Source organism: Marinobacter nanhaiticus D15-8W (genome assembly GCF_036511935.1).
Classification (GTDB): Bacteria; Pseudomonadota; Gammaproteobacteria; order Pseudomonadales; family Oleiphilaceae; genus Marinobacter_A; species Marinobacter_A nanhaiticus.
In genome coordinates this window covers 1424821-1442348 of sequence record NZ_AP028878.1, presented here as the reverse complement: position 1 = coordinate 1442348, position 17528 = coordinate 1424821, and the positions used below count along the sequence as shown (strand labels likewise).

The following is a 17528-nucleotide window of genomic DNA, read 5'->3' as shown; positions in this document are numbered from 1 at the left end:
GGTCCATCTCCCTGGCAATGATCGCCACAAATATGGTGGGTCGATAGCCCTTATTGTGCCTGGTCCAGGGCCTGAAACGTCAACAGCTCAGGTAAACGACAAACCGCCGAGTTTTACCTGATTTCACGTTTCGTAACCATGAAGCAACAAAATTCCAGCCCCTTGCGTTTGCCAACACGCGACTTCAGAGCAAAACTTTATTTTGCTGTGCGATTATATAAATCCAAAAACAAACTACCATTCTGCCTTTGAAGGATAAAACCCCGCTAAATTTCATTCGGTGATTGACTGTATCGCTCACGGTGAAGTACCTCCGGATTTCCGATTTGCCTTCACCCGCCAGCACGTCGCATCACCTTCGGAATGACGGCGGATAGGGCAACCTAGCTTTCGTGCAATGGCCGGTGGAATCGTCACAGGGACGGCGTAAAGCCGCTCCAATGGAATAACCAATAACCACAATCACAAAAAGGACGATGTAAACCGATGACTTACCGCCTCCTTCTATGCCTGGCTCTGCTCTTCTCCCTGCAAATCGCCAGTGCTGCCTCTCCTATCAAGATCGGCCTGAACTACCCGGAATCCGGACGCTACCAGTACCTGGGTTTGCAACAACGGCTTGGTGCATTCCTCGCCGTCGAGGAGATAAACGCCCAAGGCGGCGTATTGGGCCGGCCGTTGGAACTGGTGATCCGCAACACTCGCCTCAAGCCGGATCGTGGAGCCCAGAATGTCGTGGATATGATCGAGAAAGAAAATGTGCAGATGATCTTCGGTGGCGTATCCTCCGCCGTCGCTATCGCTTCCGGCAAAGCGGCAAAAGAGAGGGATCGTATCTATTTCGGCACCCTGACCTACGCCAACGCGACCACGGGCAAAGCCGGCCACACCCATATGTTCAGGGAGTCCTATAACGCCTGGATGACGGCCAGCGCACTTGGCCAGTACCTTGCCAGCGAGTATCAGGATAAGCGCTTTTTCTATATCACCGCAGACTACACGTGGGGCTATTCGGTAGAAGAATCACTTCGCACAAAATCGGGAACCGAAGATACCGAAAGGCACCCCGTAGCGCGCACACCATTTCCCAATGCCCGTACGCAGGACTTCTATAAGGCCCTCGAAGCGGCAGAAGCCAGTGAGGCCAACGTGCTGGTACTGGTTCTCGGCGGCGGAGACATGGTGCGTGCGGTCAATATCATTCACGAGATGGGGCTGAAGGAGAAAATGGACATCATCTGGCCCAACACCAGCCTGGGCACGGCGATCCAGATCGGTCCGGCATTGATGCAGGGTATCATTGGTGCGGCGCCCTGGTTCTGGGAACTGCCTTACGAGAAGGGCTATCAGCCGGGCATCGACTTCGTGGAGAATTTCTCGAAAAGCTACGATATGCGCCCTTCTTCGGCAGCGGCATCGGCCTACAGCATCGTCTACCAGTACCGCGACGCCGTTGAGCGGGCAGGCACAACCAGGACGGCCGATGTCATTCAGGCGCTGGAAGGCCATCGCTATTCGTTGCTCAAGGACACCCAGGAGTGGCGCGCCTTCGACCATCAAAATGTCCAGTCCGTCTACGTCGTCCGCATGAAACCCCGTGATCAGGTATTAGCCGACGAGTACAACAGTGACTTCTATGAGATCCTCGCGACGATCGATGGCAGCGATGCCGCACGAACGCTGGAGGAGTGGCAGGAAGATCGGCGGAAAGCCGGGGCGCCGCTAAAGCTGCAGTAGAACGCCTCGGGGGCCACCTCACCTAAGTACAGGCCGAGGTGGCCTGAATACGAGCGGTTCCTGCACGCAGTGTTTTTTTGGGACTTCCTCAGTTCGAAACCAAGCTTTCGACTGGATGCTCGCTGCAGTTGCGGTTTTTTTGATTCTCACTGCTATTTCGACTAATTTTTAAACAGTCCCGTCAGGCTTCGATTTCCGGTTTTACAGGACGTACTCCGTCAAAGAACAGGGAGCGAGCCGGTATGTATCCAGCCCTTCGAGTTTTCGCTCTGGCCCTGCTTGGCCTGAGCTTCAATCTCCATGCACAATCGGAAAAACCCAATATCCTCGTGATATGGGGCGACGATGTGGGGATGTGGAATATCAGTGCCTACCATCGCGGCATGATGGGGGGGCGATACGCCCAATATCGATCGTATCGCGGAACAGGGCATGACCTTCATGGATCACTATGCCCAAGCTTCTTGCACAGCCGGGCGCGCCGCGTTTATTACCGGTCAATATCCCCTACGGGTGGGGTTGGCAACCGTCGGCCTTCCCGGCTCACCCATCGGCTTGCAGGAGGAAGATCCAACCCTCGCGGAAATGTTAAAACCCCTCGGCTACGCCACCGGCCAGTTCGGCAAGAACCATCTCGGTGACCGGGATGAACACCTGCCCACCAATCACGGCTTCGACGAGTTCTACGGCATCCTCTACCACCTTAACGCCGGAGAGTACGTCGAGCAGGATGATTACCCGACCGAAGCCGTCGAGAAGGCGGGCTTTGCCCAACGTGGGGTTATACATTCCCGCGCCACCGACGATGGCAGCCAGGAGATCGAGGATCTGGGCAATTTCGGTCGGGAACGTCAACGCACGCTTGACCAGGAGGTGCTTGAAGAATCCGTCCGCTTCATCCGTGATGCTGTTGCGGCCGGCAAACCGTTCTTTGTCTGGCACAACACAACCCGCATGCACTATCGCACCAATCTCAGTGAAGAATACGATGGGGCGACCGGTCATGGGCTTTACGCCGACGGCATGAAGGAAATGGATGATGATGTCGGCGTGCTGCTCGATTTGCTCGACGAACTCGGTGTCGCTGATAACACCATGGTGATGTTTTCCACCGATAATGGCGCTGCATCGAACAGTTGGCCTGACGGTGGCAACCAGCCCTTCCGCGGTGAGAAAGGTGTAGGCGGTTACGAGGGCGGGTTCAAGGTGCCGATGGTGGTTAAGTGGCCGGGGGTGATTCCCGAAGACACTACCACCGGCGAGTTGATGACTATGGAAGACTGGATTCCGACAATCATGGCCCAGCTCGGGCAGCCTGATATCAAGCAGCAACTGCTGGAGGGCCACAAGATTGGCGGTACCAGCTATAAAGTGCATCTTGATGGCTACGACCAGACACCGGTCCTGACCCAGTCCGGCCCCAGCAATCGCAAGGAGTTTTTCTTCTTTACCGAAACCACCTTCCATGGCCTCCGTTTCGGTGAGTGGAAATTCCTCTTCACCGAGCAGGACAAGTGGTTCAACGGCATCCAGAACGAAATGATCACACCACTGATCACGCGGCTCGATATGGACCCCTTCGAGCGCTTCCACGATGCCCGTGGGTTTGACGAGTGGCAGGAAAACCGATCCTGGGCACTGTCACCTGCGATGGGCGTCGTGCAAAAATTTACTGCTTCCTTTGAGGAATATCCGCCACGCCAGGCCAGCTTCAATCTCGATACCAAGGCAATCATGCAAACCATGATGGAGCCGAATACTCGTTAGGGTGGCGGCACCCAATGCCAGTGGGTCGGTCCGGCCATGCATGCATATGCAAAGGTTTTTGGGTCGACTCCCTACATCCAGCCGACCAACCACGAGGTTAGGGTCAGGAAGTTCCCGACTTACTCACGCACATCCATAAACTTCCGGGCCCATTCCCGGTTCTCATCGAAGGTCGAATAACGCACCGAGAGCTCTGACGCGTTGAGCGTGCCTTCGGCGATATCCCGCTGTTCACGCAGGCAGTCGTAGGTGGCCTTGATAGCGGCGAAGTAGGCGGCATGGCCGTTGACGACAATGCGGACCCCGTTGGCCGCCAGGCGCTCCCGGTCACACAGTTCCGGGTTGTCGTAAGCAACCAGCATGACCGGAACGGTGATGTGCCGGGTGATCTGCTCCAGGTGGTCAAAGTCCCGGATGCCAACCATGCAGATGCCATCCACCCCGGTCGCCTGATAGGCCGTCGCCCTCTCTATCGTTTCTTCGACGGTGAGCTGACCGGCGTTGGTGCGCGCAATAATCGCCATGGCCGGGTCGATGCGTGCGTCTAAGGCGGCCCGTAACTTTCCTACTGCTTCCTCGAGCGGAATCAAGTCGGTGGACTTGTGGCCATACTTGGCCGGAAGCAGTGTGTCCTCGATGGTCAATGCCGCAACACCAGCGCGTTCAAGCTCGGTGATGGTACGGATAACATTCAGTGCGTTGCCGTAGCCATGATCGGCATCGGCGATGATCGGCAGGCGGGCGACTCGGCCGATGCGCGTGGCCTGCTCGACAAATTCGCTCAGGGTAATCAGCGCGAAGTCCGGCGCGGCTAGAACCTGGAGGGAAGCCACGGAACCACCGAGAATACCGACCTCGAAGCCAAGATCTGCGGCGATACGGGCGGACATCGGGTCGAATGTCGAGGCGGTGTAGTAGCACCGCTGGGTTTCCAGCAATGAACGAAAATCCTTGCGCAGATCATGCTGCGAGGGTGTTGCCATACCTTTACTCCTTGAAAAGGCAGTGAAACGGGAGGGGCGAGGATAAAACGAATCCAGCTCAACAACGATCAGGCTTTACCGCTATCGTGGCGTCGGACTTGCGTCGGGCAAAGTAGACTTGGCGTCTCGAGTGCGCCCTGCGGGTGCAGTATTGCCGTGGTCGTGTTGCCGTGGTGCAGGCAAACGGCTTCGATAACTATGCCTACCAGGAGGGTCTGCGTGCGCATGAGCGTTTAGACAGCCAGCCGTAGGCCTGGCGACCACACACCTGAAAGTGTATGCCAGCGGTCGCTATGCGATAAATACGCCAAAGGTCACCCTGGCGCGGGCGAACAGGTAAGGTGCGGAGTGAGATGGATGTAATAGGCATGCCGGAGCGAGGGCAAACAACGAAATAGAATCGGGCAGCCTCGCAGCCTGGCGATAAGGCAGGAACCTCCCTTTTCCCTATTTCCCGGATCGCGAGCTATGCCAACTCATCAGGAAGAGAGATACGGCGAGCGCCAAGACCGAGAGGGCCAGATAGATCGCGTCCAGGGGTGTCGAGAACCGGATATCCACAACCGCCCTGAAGAACTCAATGATCACCGCCAGGATAACCACGCGTACGATCTTGTCTTTCAGTTCGTCGAAGGACTTCACATTAAAAGGATGAGAATCGCCGTGGCTCTCGGACTCATCAATCGACGAGATGAATAGACGGTAGATACCCAAACCGAAAATCAGCAGAACGACGGCAATCAGGTAGATGTCGATGGCAACGATAATATCGGTGACGATGAAGTCGTGAATAGCGACCGTGCCCTGCCCCATATAGTAGCGAGCCGCCGAAACGGCCACTTCAACGATGTCTATCGTTCCCACCAGGAAGAGTACGAAAGCGCCCAGCAAGCTGGCGATCACGGCAACCAGCACCAGAAACCGCGATTGCCACAAAAACTTTTCAAACTTCTGTTCCAGCTTATTCATTGATACGACGTTTCCTACCCGATTCCATTTTTTTGTAGGGACGGTTTGTTCGGTTTCACCTGAACGTTAGTGGCTCCTGCATGGCTCACTTGGGCCAAAGGAAGGACAGGTACGGCATCGTGTTGATTTCCCCGCAGACTTGGCGGGCAAGCTGATCAGGCCGCCAGCGACTCACGCATCATATTCAGCAATCCGCCCTTAAGTATCATCTTGATCTGGCGCTCGCTGAGATCATGGGTGAATTCGAAGGCACCACCGCGGTTGCTCTTAGCCGTTATCTTTCCTCCTGAGACCAATGTTTGGGCCAAATCAGCGAATGTCAGTTCGTCTCCCTGCTCAATCCTGTCGAGATCGTCCGCCTTGGCAAAACGCAACGGCAGAATGCCAAAGTTGCAGAGGTTCTGCCAATGGATACGTGAATAGCTCTTGGCAACGACCACCCGTACGCCCAGATAGCGCGGCGCCAGTGCAGCGTGCTCGCGACTAGAACCCTGGCCGTAATTGTCGCCGCCGACGATCACTGAGCCCTGCTCCTGATACTTCTTGGCGCGTTCGGGGTAGGAGGCGTCGACGCGCGTATAGGTGAACTCGCTGATCGCCGGAATGTTGCTGCGAAAAGGCAGGATCTTCGAGCCGGCCGGAAGGATTTCGTCCGTGGAGATGTTATCCCCCACCTTGAGCAACACCGGTGCCGTCAGCTCGTCTGGCAACCCATCGAAGAGGGGGAGCGTGCTGATATTGGGTCCCTTCTGCACGACGCTAAGCTCCGGATGTTTGGCCGGCGGAAGTATATTGCGATCCTCGACATAGAAGGTTTTGCGTTCGTTGAAGGCAGGGTAAGCCATATCCAGATCCCGCGGATCGGTAATCACGCCGGTAAGCGCCGAGGCCGTCGCCGTCTCAGGACTGCACAGGCAGACCTTGTCTTCTTCCGTACCGGAGCGACCGGGGAAATTACGGGGTACCGTGCGCAGGCTGATCTGGTCGGTGGCGGGCGCCTGCCCCATACCGATACAGCCGTTGCAGCCGGTCTGGTGTAGTCGCGCGCCGGCACTGAGCAGATCCATCAAGTACCCCGACTTGCTCAGGTTTTCCAGGACCTGCCGGGAGGTGGGATTGATGTCGAACGACACGCCCTCGTGAACCTGGCGGTCCTTGACCATCATGGCGGGCACCACGAAATCCCGTAAACCGGGATTGGCAGACGAGCCGATATAGGCCTGGTAGATGGGCTCGCCCGCGACCTCACGCACCGGCACCACCTTGCCAGGGCTGCTGGGGAGCGCGATCAACGGCTCCAACTTACTCAGGTCGATCTCCTCGTGTTCATCGTAGGTCGCGCCCTCATCGGCCTCGAGTCTCTCGAAATCGTCCTTACGGTGCTGCTGTTTGAGAAAATCCCGCACGGCATCATCCGCCGGAAATACCGTAGCCGTATGCCCCATCTCCTGGCCCATGTTCGCAATAACGTGGCGATCCATAGCTGACAGGTGTTTAAGTCCCGGTCCATAGTATTCGATGATCTTCCCTGCCCCGCCTTTTACGTCATGGCGGCGAAGCATCTCCAGCACGACGTCCTTGGCGCTCACCCAATCCGGCAGCTTGCCGGTCAGTTTCACCCCCATCACTTTGGGCATGTTCAGGTAGAACGGCTCGCCACAGATCGCCATGGCAACCGCAAGCCCACCGGCGCCCATCGCCAACATACCCATGGAGCCAGCGGCGCAGGTATGACTATCCGAACCCAGCAGAGTCTTACCGGGTTTGCCGAAGCGCTCCATATGCACCGCATGACTGACGCCAGACCCCGGCGGACTAAACCAGATACCGAATTTCTCGCAGGCACTTTTCAGGAAGAGATGGTCGTCGGGATTGCGGCTGTCGACCTGGAGCAGGTTGTGGTCGACGTACTGGGCGGAGAGTTCGGTCTTGGCCTGATCCAGGCCCATGGCTTCCAGTTCCAGCATCACCAGGGTGCCGGTGGCGTCCTGGGTGAGCGTCTGGTCGATCCTGAGGCCGATTTCTTCGCCGGGTTTCATCTTGCCGGACACAAGGTGGGCTTCGATGAGCTTTTGCGCCACAGTGCGCGGTTGGGTCTTGCTCTGTTTCGTCATTGGAGATCACCTCCCTGCGCGATCCAGAAGGGTGTGCCCGATCACACCTCGAAAGACACGTCCTTAAAGACAATATGTGCGTTTGGCGGAAAGGATACAACCCATCGACTTAATGGGTCTCGTTTCAATTGTGCTCAGTCGCTGGACGTTGCAACTTCAAGGATCAGACGCGACACCGTTTAAGAACATTCAACAGCAGCGGCATGATCATGATCAGCACGGTGATTCGCAGCAGGTGATGGGAGGTCACGAAAGCCGGCTCGATATTCAGTGACAGCGCCACCAGACTCAGCTCAGGCGCCCCACCCGGCATATACGCGAGCAAAGCCGCAGCCGGCGAATAACCGGTCACCAGATGGCCAACCCACGCTGCGGCGAGGGCGATCAGCATTAACAGCAGAGCCTGGACTATTGCAATCATCAGGCTGAGCCCCACCGACGACAGCGACGTCCCGACAAACCGCACGCCGACCGACACACCGATCACGATCTGGGCCAAGGCTACGATCACCGGCGGAATCGTAGCCTCGCAGATACCGGTTATATGCAGGGTTCCAGACACCAACACCGGCCCGAACAGCAACGGATTCGGCAACCTGAGAATGCGCCCCAGCCATGCGCCGGCGATACCGGATCCTACAAGCATCAAGGTATCGGCCAGCCCCGGCATGGCCAGCCATTGCGTCAGTGTGGTGGTGTTGGCCTGCAGACTTACGTGACCGATCAGCTGCAATACCGGAGGAATAGCCAGCAGCAGGACCAGAATGCGCACCGCATGGGTAAGCCCCACGACACGCAGGTCCGCATCCGAGTCCGCAGCCATCAGCGTGACGGCCGATAGGCCGCCCGGCATCCCGGCGTAGATAGCCGTATCCACCGAATTGCCGGCGACCCGGCGACTGAGCCACACCGATACGACCATCATGACCGCTGTACTAAGCAACATGATGACCAGGCTGGCGCCCCAGCGGCCAACATCCCCCGCCATATCCGGCGTAAAGGCGGCGCCCAATACGACGCCAATCACGACCAGAACGGCCTTCCTTGATCCCGCCGGTGCGGGAAGGCGAACACCGGCGAGGCTGAGTACCGTAGTGGCAATCAACGCCCCAAGTAGCCAGGGCAGCGGCATATTCACGGCGTAGGCCAGAACACTGCCGCAGACCCCAACGGCGAGCGTCGGGAGCAGCCTGCTGCCGGCGCTACAGCGATCTTTCAATGCATCGATCAAGGTCGCACTCAAGCGCTTGCCAGCGACTTGCGGGACAATAGCTTTGGCAACAACCAGGGCACCGCAACGAGCAGGACCGCCGCGATCCACAACCCGATCGATATACCCGATTGCCAGAGGATGCCCACATCGCCACCACTGATCGACAGGGCGCGGCGCAGGTTATCCTCCATGAGACCACCCAGCACGTAACCCAGGATCACCGGCGCCAGCGAGAATCCCAGCTTGCGCAGGGCGTAGCCGAAGATACCAATGATCAGCATCAGGTAGATGGCCATCAGGTCAGAGTGCAACTGGAAGACACCGACGAACGCCAGGATGGCGATGCCGGGCACCAGCACCCAGCGGGGAATCGTCAACACCTTGGCGAACAGGCCGGCCAGCGGCAGATTGAGTGCGAGGAGCACGATATTGCCGATGTAGAGCGAGGCAATCAGGCCGCCCGCCACTTCCGGGCGCTCCGAAAACAGCATTGGGCCCGGGGTAATGTTGTAGAGCATCAGAGCACCGAGCAGCACTGCCGTAGTACCCGAACCTGGAATCCCCAACGTCAGCATGGGCACGAACGAACCTGCCGCAGACGCGTTGTTGCCCGCCTCCGGCGCCGCCAACCCGCGCATATCACCGGTACCGAACGTGTTGTCCTTGTCGGACAGGCGCTTCTCAGTCGTGTAAGTCACTGCGCCCGCAACGGACGCGCCGGTTCCCGGCAGGACACCGACGATAAAGCCGATCACGCCGCTACGCAGCATGGTCCACTTGCAGTAGAGCAGTTCCTTGAGACTGACCATGACCCGGCCCAATGGCGGCATTTCGTCGCTAGCGTCCTTGCGGTTGGCGTGCTCCAGCATGAGCAGGATTTCGCTGATGGCAAACAGACCGATGATCATCACGACGAAGTCGACGCCGTCGTAAAGCTCAGCCATACCGAAGGTGTAACGCATGACGCCGGTTCCGGAATCCACGCCGACCATAGCGACCATGACACCAAGCACCGCACCAATACCGGTCTTGATCGGGTCCTTGCCCATCATCACGGACATGGATGCAAAGGCGAACACCATCAGCGCAAAGAATTCAGCAGGGCCGAACATCACCGCCACTTCCGCCAACAGGGGCGCAAACAGCGTCAGGCCGATGATTGCGATCGTTGCACCTACGAAGGAGCTGACGGCCGACAGCCCCAGGGCCGGGCCTGCCAACCCTTTCTTGGCCAACGGGTGACCGTCGAGGGTAGTCATGACGGCGCCGGCATCACCTGGCACATTGAGCAGGATGCTCGACATGCGTCCGCCGTATTCGGCCCCGGTGTACACCCCAGCCAAAAGGATCAGGGCGGATTCAGCCGGTAAGCCGAGGGTATAGGCCAGCGGCATGAGGATGGCGATACCGTTGATCGGGCCGATACCGGGCAAGGCGCCAAATAGCGTCCCGAGCAACGCGCCCAGGAATGCGAGCCCCAGGTTAAGGGGGCTGAGGGCAACATCAAAACCTTGGATCAGAAAATCGAACATGCCAGGCACCTCAGTTGAAATCGGGCAGCCAACGGCCGCCTGGCAAGGAAATTCCAAGCCCGAGGGTGAACAGGTAGTAGCTCCCGATGGCCATCAGGACGCCTGCCACCAATGCCTTGAGCCAGGTGGCATCGAACAGACGCGATAGGGAGAATACCGCCAGGAAGGTGGTCACGAGGAATCCAAGGCGAGTGAACAACAATGCATAGACCAGGAGCACGGCCAGCACCGCCACCAGTTTCAGCACCACCTGCTTTTCAGGCCATTCCCCGTTCTCGCCCGGGCGGAATACAAGCACCAGCGACAGGGCCGCCAATACCACCGAGAGCAGGATGGGAAACGCTTTGGGCCCGACGGGCTCGTAGCTGAACGTGACCTGGAACTGGGTGGCATTGAAGGCGGCGAATGCCGCCAGACCGATCAAGGCGAGCCCCAGAATACGGTCGGCGGCGATCCTCATTGCTTCAGCCCTACTTCTTCAGCGAGCTGCTTGAACTGGACGACCTGATCCTTCACATAAGTGTCGAAGCTGTCGCCGAAACGGGACATGGGGAACAGACCGCGCGCTTCCCGCATCTCGGCGAACTTCTCCTTGCCGGCCAGCTTTTCAAGCTTGCTCACCCACTTCTGGTAGGCTTCGTCATTCACATCCGGCCCCATGTAATAGCCGCGCCAGATCGGCCACTGAACGTCATAGCCTTGCTCGGCCGCGGTGGGAATCCCCTCATAGGGCTCGCCCATGCGCTCCTCTGACAGGGAGGCGAGCACACGGATCTTGCCGCTTTCCAGATGCGGGCGCAGTTCGGACAGGTCACCGGTGAACACCTCGATGTGGTCACCGAGCAGTGCCGCCAAGGATTCGCCACCGCCTTCAAACGCCACATAGCGAAGCTCCCGTGGGGAAATACCTGCCGCCTTCGCGGTCAGTGCTGCCTTCATCCAGTCCTGGCTGCCTACGGTGCCGCCGGCACCAAACACGATCTTGTTGGGCTGGCCCTTAAGGTCCTTCATGAGTTCATCAAGGGTTTTCCAGGGTGCATCGGCCTTGACCACGATAGCGCCGTAGTCGACACCCAGTGCGCCGACCCAGCGAACCTCGTCAGCGTCGTACTGGCCGAACTTACCCAGGGCCAGGTTGACTGCGGCACCGGTACTGGCCGCGACAATAAGGTTGGGGTCGTCATCGCGCACGCCATTGACGTGGTTGTACGCGACCGCACCGATACCGCCAGGCATGTAACTGACCATCATGGGCTTGTCGATCAGCCCGGTCTCCTGCAGGCCGTTGGCCGCCAGCCGACAGGTCAGGTCGTAGCCACCGCCGGGTTTGGCGGGCGCGATACATTCGGTGGTTTCGGATTGGGCATGCGCGTTGCCGGTCATCAGTGCCGCGCCCATAACCAGCGGCGCAGACCAGCGAAGGAATGCGGAGTTGAATTTCATGTTGGACTCCTGTTGTATTTGTTTTGCCGCGAGGGCGTCAGGAAACGTCCCCGCCGTTCATCATGTCGATGACCCGATTCATTCTAGGGACGCAACCTGTCATCAACCTGTCAGTTGCCTTTCATTGCCGCCCCCACCTGTGAGAGCCGGAAACCATGCGCCTGCTTGTCGTCGAGGACGATCCGTTGATCGCCGATTCCCTGACCCAGGGCCTTGCCCCGCTGGGCAATACGGTGGAGATATTCGCCAGTCTGAGAGAGGCGCGGGCGGCGATGGCGCACAGTCAGTTCGATCTGGTGGTCCTCGACCTGGGACTCCCGGACGGCAGCGGCCTGTCGTTGCTGGAGGAGATACGCAAACACGGGGATGCCACACCGGTCATGATCCTGACTGCCCGCGATGGCGTCGCCGAGCGCGTCGAGGGACTCGACCTGGGCGCCGACGACTACCTGACCAAGCCTTTCTCCCTGGCCGAGCTCCAGGCCCGGGTACGCGCGCTGCTCCGCCGTAGCCAACAACGCACCGACAACAGGCTCCGGTTCGGCCCGCTGTGCTTTGACCCTGCATCCGGTGAAGTCACCCTGCACGGTGAGCGCATGGACCTGCCGCCTCGGGAGCTGGGGTTAATGGAGGGCCTGCTGCTCCACGCCGGGCGCATCGCGCCCCGGGAGCAACTGATTGATCGGCTGTTCGGTTTTGGCGAGGCCGGGCCCAACGCCCTCGATCTATACATCAGCAGGCTGCGCAAGCGACTCCAGGGCAGCGGTGTCCATATCCGCACGCTACGCGGGCTGGGTTACCGGCTGGAGGACGATCCTGCGTGATCATCATCGATGGCACGCTCAAACGTCGGTTGGGCGTATGGCTCCTGGCCACCGTCGGCGTACTGGGCACATTTCTGTTGGTTGAGGCGTACACCAGCGCCCAACGGGCAGCGAACCGTGCCTTCGACAGTCAACTCGAAGCCGCCAGTCTGACCATCGCCGAGGCGATCCAGTGGCAGGATGGCCGCCCCGTAGTGGAAATACCGGCAGCCGCATTCCAAATCCTCGCCACCGACCAGCAGGAGCGCGTGTTCTATACCATCCTCGATACGGAAGGCCGTGAAGTCACCGGGAATCTCGAAGGCGTGGTGACAGATCAATTGCGCGTCAACGCCCAGAGCAAACCAGTTTGGCAATTCGTCGACTACCAGGGCGCCCCGATCCGACTCTACGGTCGCGAGCTGAAATCCGCCGGCTGGGAATCCGTCGAGCCCGTACAGATCTGGGTCAGCCACACCCTGTCCGGCCGCGAAGCCCTGGCCAGGGATCTTTTCGCGCGGGCCCTGACCCGCTTTGTGGCCATGGTCATACTCACAGGGCTGTTAATGCTGCTTGCGATCCGTACGGCGCTGGGACCGGTGCGCCGGTTGCGTCACCTGATACGCCAACGGGATGCCGACGATGTCAGCCCGCTGAACGCCAAGGTACCCGGCGAACTCTACGATATGGCGGATACGCTGAATGCCCTGTTCGAACGCCAGCGCGAAGGCCGCGATGCGCTGTTGCGTTTCACCGCCGATGCCAGTCACCAGCTCAAGACGCCGCTCGCGGGTTTGCAGAGCACCAGTGAGTTGGCACTGCACAGCAACCGCCCGGAAGATTGGCGCCAGGCCCTGCAAACCGTGCATGACAGCTCCGCACGCACCAGTCGTCTGGCGGGGCAGTTACTGAGCCTGGCACGCTTGCGCCACGGTGAGGAAGGCACGCCGAGCCGGATCGACCTGGCCTCCCTACTGCGTGAAACAGTCATGGAATGGGCAGAACGCGATGATGCGCGGTATCACGACCTGGGACTGGGCGACATGCCGGACGGGCCGGTTCCGGTGCAGGGAGAACCCTGGTCACTGCGGGAAATGATCGGCAACCTGATCGACAACGCCTTACGCTACACACCACCCGGGAGCGAGATCACCCTCGGCCTGGCCCGGCTAAACAATACTGCCCTGCTGACCATTCGGGACAACGGTCCCGGCGTCAATCGCGATCTGCTGGATCGCCTGCACCAACCCTTCGAACGTGGCGGACGCCAGGATACTGAGGGTTCAGGCCTGGGCCTCGCCATCGTCGACTCGATCGCCCGCCGTCATCACGCCACCTTGGAGGTCCGCAGCGAACCCGAAAAGGGGCTCTGGGTAGGCGTGCGTTTTCCCATCCTGGAGGGAGAAAACCTGAAATGAGGAATCGGTTACCGACGTATCTCCTGCTCTGGCTGTTACCCGCGCTGGCCATAGCCCAGGCCAGAACGCCCCTTGAAGTCGAGGCCGCCCTGGACCGGCAGGTCGTCGCGCCCTTGCTCGAGGCTTTTGAGCGCGCCCACCCTGAGATCGACTTGCGTTATAACGACCGATCCACGCTGGATGTCGACGAGAAAGCGCGCCACGCCCGGCCTGCCCCGGATGTTGTCATCAGTTCCGCCATGCCGTGGCAGATGGCCAGGGTCAACGAGGGGCTGGCCCAGCCCGTGGACAGCGACGCCGCCCGCAACTGGCCTGAATGGGCCAAGTGGCGTAATGAAGTCTTCGGTTTCACGTTCGAACCGATCGTCACCGTGTATCGGCTCGACCTGGCGCGTCACATGATGCCGCCGACCACACATGCGGACCTTCATACCCTGCTCGAGAGCCACCAGGACTTGCTCAAAGGGCGCGTCACCACTTATTCACCTTCGGGGAGCGGGATCGGCTATACACTTTTCCAGCAGGATGCCCGCTATTCCCCCCGGTTCTGGGATCTCGTGGCCGCCATGGGTGCCGCAGGAGTCATCCTCGAGAACAACACCCGGGACATGCTCGAAGGCCTCACTGATGGCACCTACTGGGTGGGCTATAACCTTCTGGGTTCCTACGCCATGCACTGGGCACGCAGTCACCCTGACCTGATCGTCCAGATCCCCCAGGACTATGCCCTGGTCATGATGCGTATGGCGTTCGTACACCGGGACGCCCCACATCCGGTCGCCGCCAGGATCTTCGTGGATTTCCTGCTCAGCGTCGAAGGTCAGAAGACCCTCGCCGGAAGTACGCCGCTATTCAGTGTGCTGCCTGACGTCATCGGCCCCTACACCGCTCAACGCCTGCGCGACCAGGTGGGCGAACGCCTCTACCCGATTCCTATCGACGCCTCGTTGCTGGCTTTTGTCGATCCCATGCGCCGTAAGGCGTTTATGGATCGATGGAACCGGGAGATAAAGATACTGACGCCGTAATCGTGATAAACATGACGTCAACGTACGCTCCTTCCTCTCAGTAACCCGTGTTAATTGATCTCACCATACCGGAAACGGCACAGTGAGGGTTGGCACAGAATGTCGACTACGCCAAAGACAAGGATAGTTAATGGATTCGTTGATCCTGAACAGCCTCAAGATCATCGGCCTGGTTACCGCCACAGTCCTCCTGCTGTTGGGCTTCTGGTTCTATTCAGATTTCTTCCTGCTGCTTTTCGGAGGCATGCTTTGGGGGCTCGCGTTGAGCGGTGTCGCCGGCTTTACAAGTCGGCATGCCCATGTCCCGTATCGGCTGGCGGTGGTGCTCTCGCTCCTGTCTTCGCTGGCCGTGGTCGCGCTGATAATCTGGCAGTTTGGCCCCAAAGTGCTCAGCGGTGTTCAGCAACTGCAACAACTATTGCCGGAGATACTGCAGGAGCTGAAGTCGCAAGTGCATCAGCATACGTTCCTGAGTGAGGCTTTCCGGCTCTCCGAGCAGCAGAGTAGAGCCTTGTTGACTGCCGAAAACTTCAGCCGAATCGCCGGTATGTTCTCTTCGACCCTGGGTGCGATTACTGCACTTCTCTTTATCATGGTCACCGGCACCTATTTCGCGGCGACACCGGGTCTGTACAAGAGCGGTGTGATACAGCTCGTCGTACCGCGCCGCAGGGATGTCGCAGAGCGACTTCTCGATGAACTGGGTCACGCCCTCCGCTGGTGGCTATTAGGACGCTTGCTGTCTCTGAGTGTCGTCGGGATACTGACCTGGATTGGCCTGTTCGCCCTCGGTATTCCTTCAGCTGCCGCGTTGGCGTTCGTAGCGGCTGCGCTTTCATTCATTCCCAATATCGGACCGATCCTGTCAGTCATTCCAGCCGTCCTGGTCGGCTGGTCCGTAAGCCCCTCAATGGCCCTGTGGGTCGTGCTGCTCTACCTTGCTATCCAGACCCTGGAAAGTTACCTGATAACGCCACTCATTCAGCAGCGCAACCTGGCTATCGCCCCGGCACTACTTCTGGCCGTGCAATTGCTGATGAGCCTGATGTTCGGCGTGCTGGGCCTACTGCTGGCAACGCCGCTTACGGTTGTCGCGTTGGTGTTGGTGCGTTTGCTCTATATCCGCAAAGTGTTGGGAGACTCGATACGCCTGCCGTAACGCGAGCGTCTCCGCATCCGTCATCGTGAACTCCTGCGGGCATTTGATAATCGTGGAGTATGGACGCAGACGCAATTATGGATCGGGCGTATGAGATACGGACGTGGCCCGATAACATAAGGATATGGCAGACGATGTGTTTTCCCGCCAAGCGCGAGGGATCGCACCAGACCATTAAAACGGGCGCCTATTTCCCGACCGGCGCCCGGTTTCAACAAACCGGAACACAGGGTTTACGTCCGCATTGATTCACGACAAAACGATCCGTTGCGACTGGGTTACGCTAATAGAAACGCCACTGGAGAGCCGCCATGCGAGCCATGATTCTCCGCCATCAGCGCCAACCCCTTGAGCTCACCGATATCCCCATTCCTCAGGCGGAGACGCACCAGCTCCAACTTCGCGTCACCGCTTGCGGTATTTGCCGAACGGATCTACATGTGCTGGACGCTGATCTCACCGAGCCCGTGCTACCGCTTATTCCCGGGCATCAGATCGTGGGCGAGGTCACACAGATCGGTGCCCATGTTACGGACTTCGAACTGGGCCAACGGGTAGGCGTGCCGTGGCTGGGCAGCAGCTGTGGCCATTGTGACTTCTGTAGCCATGGCCAGGAAAACCTGTGTGACCAGGCCCGTTACACCGGCTATCAGATCAATGGGGGGTTTGCGGAGTTCACTGTGGCCGACGCGCGGTATTGCTTCCCTATCCCCCAGGATTTCAGCGATCTGCAGGCGGCCCCATTACTTTGCGCCGGACTGATCGGCTATCGCGCCTACCGGAAAGTCAGGGACAGCAAACGAATAGGACTTTATGGGTTCGGCTCGGCGGCGCATATCCTGATCCAGGTGGCTCGCGATGCAGGCCAAATGGTCTACGCATTTACTCGGCCCGGGGACACCGAAGCACAGGCCTTTGCCTGCTCCCTCGGCGCTGTCTGGGCCGGGGACTCGACCAGCACGCCGCCCGATACCCTGGACGGAGCCATCATCTTCGCGACGAGCGGCGAACTGGTGCCCGCAGCACTCCGAGCCATACGTAAGGGCGGACGCGTCGTATGCGCCGGCATTCACATGTCTGACATCCCTTCCTTCCCCTACGACATCCTATGGGGCGAGCGGGAAATCTGCTCTATCGCAAATCTCACCCGGTGCGATGGCGAGAAATTCCTGCCGCTGGCCGCACGCATTCCCATCAACACGACCGTCAACGCCTATCCATTGGAGAAGGCCAACGAGGCACTGGAGGATCTGCGTCACGGCCGATTTACCGGCTCGGCCGTGCTGACAGTGGGTTAGCTCCAGCAAGGGCCGACTGAGTCGTCACCGATACTGACGATCACGTTGTTTAAAGGGGATCGCT

General features: G+C 59.0%; 14 protein-coding genes. 7 read left to right on the top strand and 7 right to left on the bottom strand.

The annotated features are described in order from the left end of the window. The first annotated feature begins 486 nt into the window (after positions 1 to 486). Both RE428_RS06480 and RE428_RS06475 read left to right on the top strand, forming a co-directional pair. A complete protein-coding gene (locus RE428_RS06480) occupies positions 487 to 1737 on the top strand; it encodes an ABC transporter substrate-binding protein (RefSeq protein ID WP_004581167.1) in 1251 nt (416 codons plus the stop codon). Between the two features lie 432 nt (positions 1738 to 2169). Beyond that, a complete protein-coding gene (locus tag RE428_RS06475) occupies positions 2170 to 3504 on the top strand; it encodes a sulfatase-like hydrolase/transferase (RefSeq protein ID WP_004581166.1) in 1335 nt (444 codons plus the stop codon). Positions 3505 to 3623: 119 nt separating this feature from the next. Here the strand turns inward: RE428_RS06475 and RE428_RS06470 are convergent, their stop codons facing one another. The 7 genes from RE428_RS06470 to RE428_RS06440 form a co-directional block, all read right to left on the bottom strand. Next, entirely contained in the window at positions 3624 to 4487 is an 864-nt protein-coding gene (locus RE428_RS06470) for an isocitrate lyase/PEP mutase family protein (RefSeq protein ID WP_004581165.1), read from the bottom strand. Between the two features lie 447 nt (positions 4488 to 4934). Then, a complete protein-coding gene (locus tag RE428_RS06465; protein WP_004581164.1) occupies positions 4935 to 5456 on the bottom strand; it encodes a YqhA family protein in 522 nt (173 codons plus the stop codon). A gap of 155 nt (positions 5457 to 5611) precedes the next feature. Beyond that, entirely contained in the window at positions 5612 to 7570 is a 1959-nt protein-coding gene (locus RE428_RS06460; RefSeq protein WP_004581163.1) for an aconitate hydratase, read from the bottom strand. Positions 7571 to 7733: 163 nt separating this feature from the next. Then, positions 7734 to 8813: an AbrB family transcriptional regulator gene (locus RE428_RS06455; RefSeq protein WP_205624605.1), complete on the bottom strand. Its 1080-nt coding sequence runs from the start codon at positions 8811 to 8813 to the stop codon at positions 7734 to 7736. Further along, positions 8810 to 10315, bottom strand: coding sequence for a tripartite tricarboxylate transporter permease (locus RE428_RS06450; protein ID WP_004581161.1), 1506 nt, complete (start codon positions 10313 to 10315; stop codon positions 8810 to 8812). The genes RE428_RS06455 and RE428_RS06450 overlap by 4 nt, the downstream gene beginning before the upstream one ends. Positions 10316 to 10325: 10 nt before the next feature. After that, positions 10326 to 10775, bottom strand: a complete 450-nt coding sequence (locus RE428_RS06445) for a tripartite tricarboxylate transporter TctB family protein (RefSeq protein ID WP_004581160.1) — start codon at positions 10773 to 10775, stop codon at positions 10326 to 10328. After that, positions 10772 to 11758, bottom strand: coding sequence for a Bug family tripartite tricarboxylate transporter substrate binding protein (locus RE428_RS06440; RefSeq protein ID WP_004581159.1), 987 nt, complete (start codon positions 11756 to 11758; stop codon positions 10772 to 10774). The genes RE428_RS06445 and RE428_RS06440 overlap by 4 nt, the downstream gene beginning before the upstream one ends. A 155-nt stretch (positions 11759 to 11913) precedes the next feature. Here RE428_RS06440 and RE428_RS06435 point away from each other — a divergent pair, with 155 nt between their 5' ends. From RE428_RS06435 to RE428_RS06415, 5 genes are all read left to right on the top strand, one after another. Next, the gene (locus tag RE428_RS06435) at positions 11914 to 12582 is read left to right on the top strand and encodes a response regulator transcription factor (protein WP_004581158.1); all 669 of its coding nucleotides are present in this window, start codon (positions 11914 to 11916) and stop codon (positions 12580 to 12582) included. Continuing rightward, complete coding sequence (locus RE428_RS06430; protein ID WP_004581157.1) at positions 12579 to 13979, top strand: sensor histidine kinase; 1401 nt, start codon at positions 12579 to 12581, stop codon at positions 13977 to 13979. The genes RE428_RS06435 and RE428_RS06430 overlap by 4 nt, the downstream gene beginning before the upstream one ends. After that, on the top strand, positions 13976 to 15007 hold the full coding sequence (locus RE428_RS06425; RefSeq protein ID WP_004581156.1) for an ABC transporter substrate-binding protein: 1032 nt from the start codon (positions 13976 to 13978) through the stop codon (positions 15005 to 15007). Before RE428_RS06430 ends, RE428_RS06425 begins: the two co-directional genes overlap by 4 nt. Positions 15008 to 15137: 130 nt before the next feature. Continuing rightward, positions 15138 to 16166 (top strand): AI-2E family transporter, encoded by a 1029-nt coding sequence (locus tag RE428_RS06420; RefSeq protein ID WP_004581155.1) that lies wholly within the window; start codon positions 15138 to 15140, stop codon positions 16164 to 16166. 311 nt (positions 16167 to 16477) lie between these two features. Further along, complete coding sequence (locus RE428_RS06415; RefSeq protein ID WP_004581154.1) at positions 16478 to 17464, top strand: zinc-dependent alcohol dehydrogenase family protein; 987 nt, start codon at positions 16478 to 16480, stop codon at positions 17462 to 17464. The last annotated feature ends 64 nt before the right edge of the window (positions 17465 to 17528 follow it).